The 8,971-nt window shown below is 73.4% G+C and carries 7 protein-coding genes; all 7 read right to left on the reverse strand.

Going from position 1 to position 8,971, the window contains the following annotated elements:
- Nucleotides 1–4: 4 nt before the first annotated feature.
- The 7 genes from PSD17_RS19220 to PSD17_RS19250 all read right to left on the reverse strand — a co-directional run bounded on the left by PSD17_RS19220 (nucleotide 5) and on the right by PSD17_RS19250 (nucleotide 8,917).
- On the reverse strand, nucleotides 5–190 hold the full coding sequence (locus PSD17_RS19220) for a hypothetical protein (protein ID WP_013676701.1): 186 nt from the start codon (nucleotides 188–190) through the stop codon (nucleotides 5–7).
- Between the two features lie 25 nt (nucleotides 191–215).
- A complete protein-coding gene (locus tag PSD17_RS19225; RefSeq protein ID WP_013676702.1) occupies nucleotides 216–1,613 on the reverse strand; it encodes an amidase in 1,398 nt (465 codons plus the stop codon).
- 14 nt (nucleotides 1,614–1,627) lie between these two features.
- Nucleotides 1,628–3,061 (reverse strand): amidase, encoded by a 1,434-nt coding sequence (locus PSD17_RS19230; RefSeq protein ID WP_339123951.1) that lies wholly within the window; start codon nucleotides 3,059–3,061, stop codon nucleotides 1,628–1,630.
- Nucleotides 3,058–4,533: an MFS transporter gene (locus PSD17_RS19235; RefSeq protein ID WP_339123953.1), complete on the reverse strand. Its 1,476-nt coding sequence runs from the start codon at nucleotides 4,531–4,533 to the stop codon at nucleotides 3,058–3,060. Before PSD17_RS19235 ends, PSD17_RS19230 begins: the two co-directional genes overlap by 4 nt.
- 11 nt (nucleotides 4,534–4,544) lie before the next feature.
- Nucleotides 4,545–6,122, reverse strand: a complete 1,578-nt coding sequence (locus PSD17_RS19240) for an amidase family protein (RefSeq protein ID WP_234027970.1) — start codon at nucleotides 6,120–6,122, stop codon at nucleotides 4,545–4,547.
- A 125-nt stretch (nucleotides 6,123–6,247) separates the two neighbouring features.
- Nucleotides 6,248–7,873 (reverse strand): ABC transporter substrate-binding protein, encoded by a 1,626-nt coding sequence (locus PSD17_RS19245; RefSeq protein WP_103381923.1) that lies wholly within the window; start codon nucleotides 7,871–7,873, stop codon nucleotides 6,248–6,250.
- A 93-nt stretch (nucleotides 7,874–7,966) separates the two neighbouring features.
- The gene (locus PSD17_RS19250; RefSeq protein ID WP_013676706.1) at nucleotides 7,967–8,917 is read right to left on the reverse strand and encodes an ABC transporter ATP-binding protein; all 951 of its coding nucleotides are present in this window, start codon (nucleotides 8,915–8,917) and stop codon (nucleotides 7,967–7,969) included.
- Nucleotides 8,918–8,971 lie beyond the last annotated feature (54 nt).

Below are 8,971 nucleotides of genomic sequence, written 5' to 3' on the forward strand. Positions count from 1 at the left end.
GCCGTCACGGCTCGGCGCGGAAGACCACGCAGGGCTCCTCGTAGCGGGCCGCCTCGACCGCCCAGAGTGCCTCGATCGCCTGTGCGCGGGCGGGGTACTCGGCGATCATCACCGCGACCTCCTCGGCGGAGGGCGCGAGGCCGGCGGCCGTGAGCAGCGCGGGGACGACGACCGTGGGATCGGCGCTCATCTGTTCTCTCCTGTCGACGATCGGGTCAGGCGGCGAGCAGGTCGCTGACCATGGCAGGGACGTGGGTGTGCCAGTCGGTGCGCAGCTGGTACGCGTGCCCGGCGGCGAGGACGGCGGCCTCGTCGAACGGGCGGCCGACGATCTGCAGACCCAGCGGCAGCCCGTCGCGGGTGTAGCCCATCGGGACCGACATAGCGGGGTTGCCCAGCGCGTTCCAGTACGGGGTGTGCAGGGCGCCGATGATCGCGTCGAACGTCAGCTTCTCGATCTCCGGCGCCCCGCACGCCGACGTGGGCGTGACGATCAGGTCGACGTCGGCGAACAGCTCGGCGACCATCTTCTGCCCGGCCCGGCGGACCCGCTGGGCCTGCACGTGGTCCCCACCCGAGACCAGTGCGCCGATCGAGACGGCCATCCGGGTGCCGGACCCGTAGTCGGCCCAGCGGCTCTGCAGGTCGCCGCGGTGGTAGGCGTAGGACTCCGCGGCCATCCCGACCATCGTCGCCGTCGTCAGCTCCTTGTAGAGCGGCAGCTCGACGGGCACGACGGTCGCGCCCGCGGCGGTCAGCTCGGCGGTGGCCGCCGCGAGAACCTCCTCCAGCTCGGGCACGGTCAGCTCCGAGGCGGCCAGCAGCGGGTCGACGCCGATGCGCATCCCCTCCAGCGAGCCGGTGAGGCCGGACACGTAGTCGTCGACGGGCCGGTCGACCGAGCAGGCGTCGCGTGCGTCGTGGCCAGCGATCACGGCGAGCATCGCGGCGCAGTCGGCCGCGGTGCGCGCCATCGGGCCGATGTGGTCGTAGCTGTAGCCCAGCGGGACGCAGCCGAACTTCGGCACCCGCCCGAAGGTCTGCTTGAGGCCGGTGATGCCGCAGCTGGTGGCGGGATAGCGGATGCTGCCGCCGGTGTCGGTGCCCAGCCCGCCGAGGAACATCCCCGCGGCGACACCGTTGCCGGTGCCCGAGCTGGAGCCGCCCGGGTAGTGGTCGGTGTTCCAGGGGTTGCGCGGCACCGGGAACGGCTTCTCGACGTCGGGGATGCCGATGGCGTACTCCATCGTCGTCAGCTTCCCGGTGATCACCGCCCCCGCGGCCCGCAGCCGGGCGACGACCGGCGCGTCGCCCATCGTGCCCCACTCGCGGTCGAGGACGAGGCTCTGCGCGGTCGTCTCGCCCTCGTCGGTGGCGATGATGTCCTTGATGCCCAACGGGATCCCGTGCAGCGGGCCCTTGTCCACGCCCGCCGCCAGCTCCTCGTCGGCCTTCGCCGCGGCGGCCAGGGCCGTCTCGTCGAACCGGCGGAGGTAGACGCCGAGCGCCTCGTCGTGGGCGTCGGCGACGGCGTAGCCGGCCTCGGTCAGCGCGACCGAGGTCGTCTCGCCGGACCGCAGCGCGGCGGCGGCGTCGGTGATCGACAGGTACATGGGTCCCCTCCTGGTCATCGGGCGAGCACCGGCGGCCGGCGCAGGTGGTGGTCGGTGGCGGCCTGGTAGGCGGCGCCCAGCGCGAACAGCGACGCCTCGTCGCGCGGCCTGCCGACGAGCTGCAGGCTCACCGGCATGCCCTCCACCAGGCCGGAGGGCAGCACCATGGCGGGGCTGCCGGTGAGGTTGAACGGGACGGAGGTGCGGCACGCGGCCTCGAGCCACGGCACCTCGTGGTCGCCGAGGTCGGACACCATCTGCGGGGCGATCAGCGGCGGCAGCGACGTCATCGCCGGGGTGACGAGCGCGTCGCAGCCGGCCATCGCGTCCGCGAGCTCGCGCTGGAACCTCGGCCGCAGGCGCAGCGCGCGCAGGTAGTCGGCGGCGCTGACGAACGGGGCGGCGCCGAGCAGGGATGCGCCCATCTCGTCGCGGTCCTCGATGCGGTCGGCGTGCGCCTCGTGCAGCGAGAGCATCTCCGCGTAGATGATCCACCAGCTCGCGACGGCGGCGAGGTCGAACGTCGGGAGCTCGACGTCGACGATCTCGACGCCGGTCGCGGCGAGCTCGGCGAGTGCGGCCTCGTGGGCGGCGGCGACGGCGGGGTGCATGCCGCCCTCGAGGAACCCGCGGGGCCGGGCGACGCGCATCCCGGTCACGTCGCGGCCGAGCGCGCCGGTGAACGGCTCCGCCTCGAGCGGCAGCGTCGTCGGGTCGCGCGGGTCGGGGCCGGCGATGACGTCGAGCATCAGCGCGCAGTCGGCGACGCTGCGCGCCATCGGCCCGGCGTGGTCCATCGTCCAGGACAGGCCCATGACGCCGTGGCGCGGGACGCGGCCGTGGGTGGCCTTGATCCCGGTGAGCCCGCAGAACGCGGCCGGGATCCGGATGGAGCCGCCGGTGTCGGTCCCGATCGCGAGCGGCACCTGACCGAGCGCGAGCGCCGCGCCCGACCCCGACGACGAACCGCCCGTCGTGCGCTGCGGGTCCCACGGGTTTCGCGTCGGTCCGAAGGTGCGGTTGACCGCGCCGCCGCAGGCGAACTCGAACGTCGAGAGCTTGGCCAGCAGCACACCGCCCGCGTCGGCCAGCCGCGCGGCGAGCGCCGCGTCCTCGGTCGGCACGAAGTCCGAGAACAGCGACGAGCCGCCCGTCGTGGTGATCCCGGCGGTCGCGACGATGTCCTTGAGCCCGTACGGCACGCCCTCCAGCGGCCGCGCGGTCCCGGCGGCCCAGCGGGCGTCGGACTCGGCGGCGGCGGCGCGCGCCCGGTCGGCGAGCAGCAGCAGCACCGCGTTGTGGACCTCGTCGGTGGCCGCGACGCGGGCGAGGCAGGCCTCGACGGCCTGGCTGGGTGTCGCCGTGCCGGCGGCGAACGCGGCGAGCAGCTCCGTCGCGGTCAGGTCGGCGAGATCGGTGGTGGCCGGCGCCGGCAGCGTCCCGGTCACGACCGGCCGCCGTTCGCGATCCACGCCGTGGCCGTCGCCGGCTCGGTGACCGGTTCGGTGTAGGGCAGCGGGAGCGCCCGCAGCCGCTGCAGGTCCGGGTGGTAGGCGGTGTGGGTCGCGTGGGCCTGCGCGAGCCGGTCCGGCACGAGGGTGATGTCCTGGGCGGCCGCGATCACGGCGAACCCGTCGATGTCGGGCAGGGGCATGCGATCCTCCGGTGACGGTGTGTCGGGCGGGACGGTTCCGGTCGGTGCGGTGGCGGACGGGGACTGGACCGGCCGGCGGGTCTCGCCGACCGGGAGCAGCAGGACGAGGGCGAGTGCGAGGAGCCCGGCGGTGCCCCACAGGGCACCGTGCAGGCCGCCGACGGCGATGCCGATGCCCGCGAGCAGGCCGCCGGCGAGCATGCCGACGTCGCTCGCGATCCGGTACGCGGCGAGCCCCGCCTCCGGGTCGGGCGCGAGATCGACGGTCATCGCCGCGGGGATCACCCACGTCGCGCCGACGGTCACGCCCGCCGCGAGCGCGCCCAGGGTGAACCCGGTGGGCCCGGCGACGAGGGTCAGCACGACCGTCGCGAGCACCCCCCAGGCCAGCGCGAGGGCGAGCGGCGCGAACCGGCCGCGGCGATCGGTGAACCGGGCACCGAAGTGCATGACGGCGACGTCGGTGAGCGCGAGCGCGAACAGGGCCACGCCGAGCGGCACCCACGCCATCCCGAGCTGCTCGCCGAGCAGCGGGATGATCGTCATCGCCAGCCCGGAGCGCAGCGCCTGGCCGGTCCCGGAGAGCACGAGCGCCGACCACGCCCGGGCCCCGCGGACCCCCAGCCCGCGGGGCAGGCCCAGCCGCGGGCGGGCGTCCGACCGCAGCCGCGGCGCGAACACCCAGGCCGCGGCGGCGCCGAGCAGGTTGACCACGGCGCACACCCCGAACAGCAGGCGCAGCCCGTCGACGCCCGGCCGCAGCGCCACGACGAGCCCGCCCCCGAGCGGGCCCGTCGCGATCCCGGCGAACCAGGCGGCGTTGAACGAGCCGATGGCACCGCCGCGCTCGTGTGCCCGGGCCAGCCGGACCGCGGCCTGCACGCCGCCGCCCATGAACAGCGCGCCGCCGAAGCCCTGCAGCACCCGGGCGAGCCCGACGACGACCCAGTCGGTCGTCACCGCCGAGAGCAGCGACCCGATGCCGAACACCAGCATCGACACGGCGAGCGCGATCCGTGAGTCGAGCCGCGGGACGAACCGCGTGCCGAACGCGTCGACGAGCAGCAGCGAGAGCCCCATCGACGCGACGACGTAGGCCGCCCACTCCGGGTGCGCGCCCAGCCCGACGACCAGCAGCGCCGTGAACGGCGCGGTGAGCCCGAAGCCGACCCCGGCGACGGCGACGAGCCCGTGGAAGGAGCGCCGCCCACCCCCCGCCCCGGGAGCCGGGGTCGCCGGTCCCGGGACGAGGGTCGACAGGCGCACCGCAGGACCTGTCATGCCTGGGCGACCGCCGCCGGGGCGCCGGTTCCGGGCATCACGCCGACGGCCGCCTCGACGACGGCGCCGGCACGGAACGTGCGTGCGTCCTCCCAGTGCGGCGCGACGATCTGGATCGACGTCGGCATCCCCGTCGCCGGGTCGACCCCGCTGGGCACGGCCAGCGACGGATGTCCCGAGAGGTTGGTGACGCACGTGTTGGCGACCATCGTCGTCCCGCGGGCGAGCAGCTCCGGGTCCTCGGCCGGCCGGTCGAGCAGCACCGGCGCGACCTGCGGCGTCGTCGGTGTGACGAGCAGGTCGCAGGACTGCAGGGCGAGGTCGATCTCCGCCGTCAGTGCCCGGCGCAGGTTGGCGGCCTTGGCGAAGTACGTCGAGAAGTAGGTGTCGTGCAGGTAGCGGCCCGCCAGCAGCCACACCTTGAAGAACGGCGGGAACGCGTCCGCCTCGAGCCTGCGCACCATCGCGAACGCGTGCGTCCGCTCGACGTCGACCTCGCCCAGGTGGGAGTAGCCGGCCCCGTCGGACTGCACGCCCATCCAGCCGAGGTGGACGAGCAGGGCCGTCGCGATCGCCCAGCCGTCGGACCACAGCGGGACCGACACGGGCACGACGGTCGCGCCCGCGGCCTCCAGCGCGGCGCAGGAGTCCCGGAACCCGGCCAGCACTCCGGGCTCGCAGAGGTCCTCGCCGCAGCCCTGCGCGACGACGCCGATCGTCATCCCCGCGACGCCGTCGCCGAGCACCGCGGCGGCGGTCGTCGGCGCGGGCCGGCCGCGGACCCATTGCGGGTCGCGGTCGGAGTGCCCGCTCATCACGTCGAGCATCCGGGCGGTCAGCCCGACCGTGGAGGCGATCGGACACACCGAGTCGATGGTGTGGTCCATGTAGGTCAGGCCGTGCGAGGGCACCAGGCCCTGCGTGCCCTTGATCGAGACGACCCCGTTGAACGACGCGGGAATCCGCGCCGAGCCGCCCTCGTCGACACCGATCGCGAGGTCCACCGCACCCGACCGCACGGCCGATCCGGACCCGCCCGACGACCCGCCGGCCGACCGCGACGGGTCGACGGCGTTGCGCGCCGGCCCGAGCCAGCTCGACTCGCCGGTGCCCGACGTCGAGAAGTCGTCGAGGTTGGTCTTGCCGGTGATGCTCGCGCCCGCGTCGAGCAGCCGCGACACGACGACCGCGTCGGTCGTCGGGGTGTAGCTCAGGGTGCGGGACGCGTTGCTGATCGGGATCCCCGCGACGGCCAGGTTGTCCTTCACCCCGACGGTCAGACCCGCCAGCGGACCCCCGGCCGCACCAGTGACCCGGCACCGCCGGACGAAGGCGTGGAACGGGTCGTCGTCGTGGCTGGGCGGTGCACCCGGGTCGCGGTCGGTGTGGACCAGCGGCGGCATCGGTGCGTGCAGCTCGTCGAGCCGGTCCATCCCGGCGAGGATCCCGTCGAGGACGTCGGCGTACTGCTCGGCCTCCCGCGGGGTGAGGTGCATGAACTCGGCGGCACCGAGCTCGGCGACCTGCTCGGGTGTGGGGCGGCGGACGAAGCCGCGGATCCTGTTGCGCGGCATGGCCATGAGGAACCTCCAGCGTCGGAGTGCGGTGCAGTGCAGTTCAATGCGGTGGAGTGCGGAACGGGCCCGTGAGTGGCGATGGTCGCCATGGCGACCATCGCCACTCACGACGGCGGCCGGGATCAGCCCGAGTCGCCGATCGAGATCGTCGTGAGGTCGGCGAACCAGGACTGCGGCTGCACGAAGCCCTTGACGTTCGCCGACAGGACGCGCGGGTTCTTGTCGTTCACCACGACCAGCCACGGCGAGTCCTGTCCGAGGATCTGCGCGACCTGCGCGTAGACGTCGGACCGCTGCTTGTCGTCGAGGATCGTGCGCGCCTTGGCGAGCAGCGCGTCGACCTGCGGGTTGGAGTACTTGCCGGCGTTGGAGGTCGACTGCGAGCCGAACCAGCTCGTCCAGAACCCCTCCTGCTGGTAGCTCAGGGAGATGTTCATGGCGTTGGCGTCGTCGGGGATGTTGCCGGCGAAGAAGTCGTTGAGCATCGCCGCCCACTCGATCGGCTTGAGCTCGACCTTGACCCCGACCGCGGCCAGGTCGGCCTGCAGCGCGGTGTTCATCGGGGTCGGCACCATGTTCCCGGAGCCGCTGGTCGGGTAGGACAGCGTCATCGTGAAGCCGTTCGGGTAGCCGGCCTCGGCGAGCAGCTGCTTGGCCTTCGCCGGGTCGTAGCCGTAGACCTCGCTCTCCGGCCGGAACGACGCGTCGGCCTTCGGGGTGAAGCCCAGCGCGGGTTCCGCGGTGCCCTTGAGGATGTTGTCCACCAGCGACTGCCGGTTGATCGCCCAGTTCAGCGCCTCGCGGACCTTCTGGTTGTCGAACGGCGCCTTGCGCATGTTGTAGACCCAGGGCCAGATGTGGTTGTAGGAGTTCGTGAGCACCTGGAAGCCCTGGTTCTGCAGGCTCGGGACGTCGTCCGGCGGCGGGACCTCGATCCAGTTGACCTCACCGGAGCGCAATGCGGCGACGCGGGCCGTCGGGTCCGGGATCGGCCTGAGGATGACCTTGTCGAGCTTGGGCGCGCCGTTCCAGTAGCTCGCGTTCTTCGTCATGACGAGGCGCTGGCCGCGCTCGAGCGACTCGAACTTGAACGGCCCGGTGCCGACCGGCTTCTCCGCGAAGCCCTGGTTGCCCTCGGCCTTGATCGCGGTCGGGCTGCCGAAGTAGACCGTCGCGAGGTCGACCGGCAGGTAGGACCAGGGGCCGTTGGTGTTGATCGTGATGGTCATGTCGTCGACCTTGGAGAAGCTCTTGATCCCCGCGATCGAGAGCCCGCCCTGCGCGTTGAGCTCCTGGTAGAAGTTCGGGCTGCTCTTGTCGGCGTAGCGCTCGAGGTTGAAGATCGCGGCGTCGGCGTTCCACGGGGTGCCGTCGTGGAAGGTCACCCCGGGCCGGAGCTTGAACGTCCAGCTCGTCAGGTCGGCGTTGGGCTGCCACGACTCCGCGAGGTCGGGCTCGATCTTCGGGATCTGGTCGCCCTTGGTGAGGTCGAACTTCGTCAGGCCGTCGTAGAGCTGATTGGCGACGAACCGCAGCCCCTCGTAGCCCTGCCCCTGCGCGAGGCCGGTGTCGAGGATGGGGATGTCGCTGGCCGTCATGCCGATGATCAGCGTGTTGCCCCCGGCGCCGCCCCCGGACGTGGCGCTGCCGCCGCATGCGGACAGCACCAGGAGCAGCGCCGACAGGAGCGCGGTGACCGCGGTGGACAGCAGCCGCCGTCTGCGGCGGCGTGGATCGGGACTCGACACGGGCGTTCCTCTCGGGGCAGGGACAGCGGGCGGACGCGGTGCAGGGGTGGTCGGCCGGCGGCGCCGCTGCCGTCGGAGGGGGGTCGGGCGGACTCAGCCGGCGGTGGCCGGGACGGCCTGGGGCGTGACGTGGACGCAGGCGGCGGCGTGCGTCGGGGTCACCGGGACGAGCGCGGGCCAGTCGTCGGCGCAGACGTCCTCGGCGACCGGGCAGCGGGTGCGGAACCCGCAGCCCGACGGCGGGTTCGCCGGGCTGGGCAGCTCGCCGTGCAGCACGATGCGCTCGCGGCCCTGGCCGGGGGTCGCCGACAGCAGTGCCGTCGTGTACGGGTGCTGCGGGGCCTCCCACAACCGCTCCGCCGACGCGACCTCCACGACCCGGCCCAGGTACATCACCGCGACGCGGTCGGAGATGTGCTCGACGACGGCGAGGTCGTGGGAGATGAACAGGAACGCGACGCCGGTCTCGCGCTGCAGGTCGGCCAGCAGGTTGAGCACCTGCGCCTGCACGCTCTTGTCCAGCGCGGACACGGCCTCGTCGCACACCACGAGGTCCGGCGACGTCGACAGCGCCCTGGCGATCGCGACCCGCTGCAGCTGCCCGCCGGAGAGCTCGTGGGGGAAGCGCTCGCTCTGTGCCGCCGTCAGGCCGACCCGGTCGAGCAGCGCGAGGACCCGAGGCCCGCGCTCGGCCCGGGCGACGCCGTGCGCGCGCAGGTTGAACTCGATCGACGAGCGCACCGTCAGCCGCGGGTTGAGCGACGTCTGCGGGTTCTGCGGCACCACCTGCAGCCGCGCCCGCAGCGCGCGCAGCCGGGCGCGGTTCATCGCCGGGATCGACTCGCCGTCGAAGGTGACGTCGCCGGAGTCCGGCGCGAGCAGCCCGAGCAGGATCTTCCCCGTCGTCGACTTGCCACAGCCCGACTCGCCGACGACGCCGAGCGTCTCGCCGCGGTGCACGGTCAGCGAGACGTCGGCGACGGCGCGCACCCCGTTGCCGAAGGTCTTGTTCAGCCCGGTCGCCTCCAGCAGCACGTCGCTCACTGGTGCACCCTCCTTGTGTCCGAGTCGGATCGTTGATCCAGGATTCGGGCGCAC

The sequence above is a fragment of the Pseudonocardia sp. D17 genome, assembly GCF_036984265.1.
In the GTDB taxonomy this organism is placed as follows: Bacteria; Actinomycetota; Actinomycetes; order Mycobacteriales; family Pseudonocardiaceae; genus Pseudonocardia; species Pseudonocardia benzenivorans.

Coding starts and splice junctions, on each gene's coding strand:
- PSD17_RS19220 (WP_013676701.1), bottom strand. CDS start 190: ATGAGCGCCGATCCCACGGTCGTCGTCCCCGCGCTGCTCACGGCCGCC.
- PSD17_RS19225 (WP_013676702.1), bottom strand. CDS start 1,613: ATGTACCTGTCGATCACCGACGCCGCCGCCGCGCTGCGGTCCGGCGAG.
- PSD17_RS19240 (WP_234027970.1), bottom strand. CDS start 6,122: ATGCCGCGCAACAGGATCCGCGGCTTCGTCCGCCGCCCCACACCCGAG.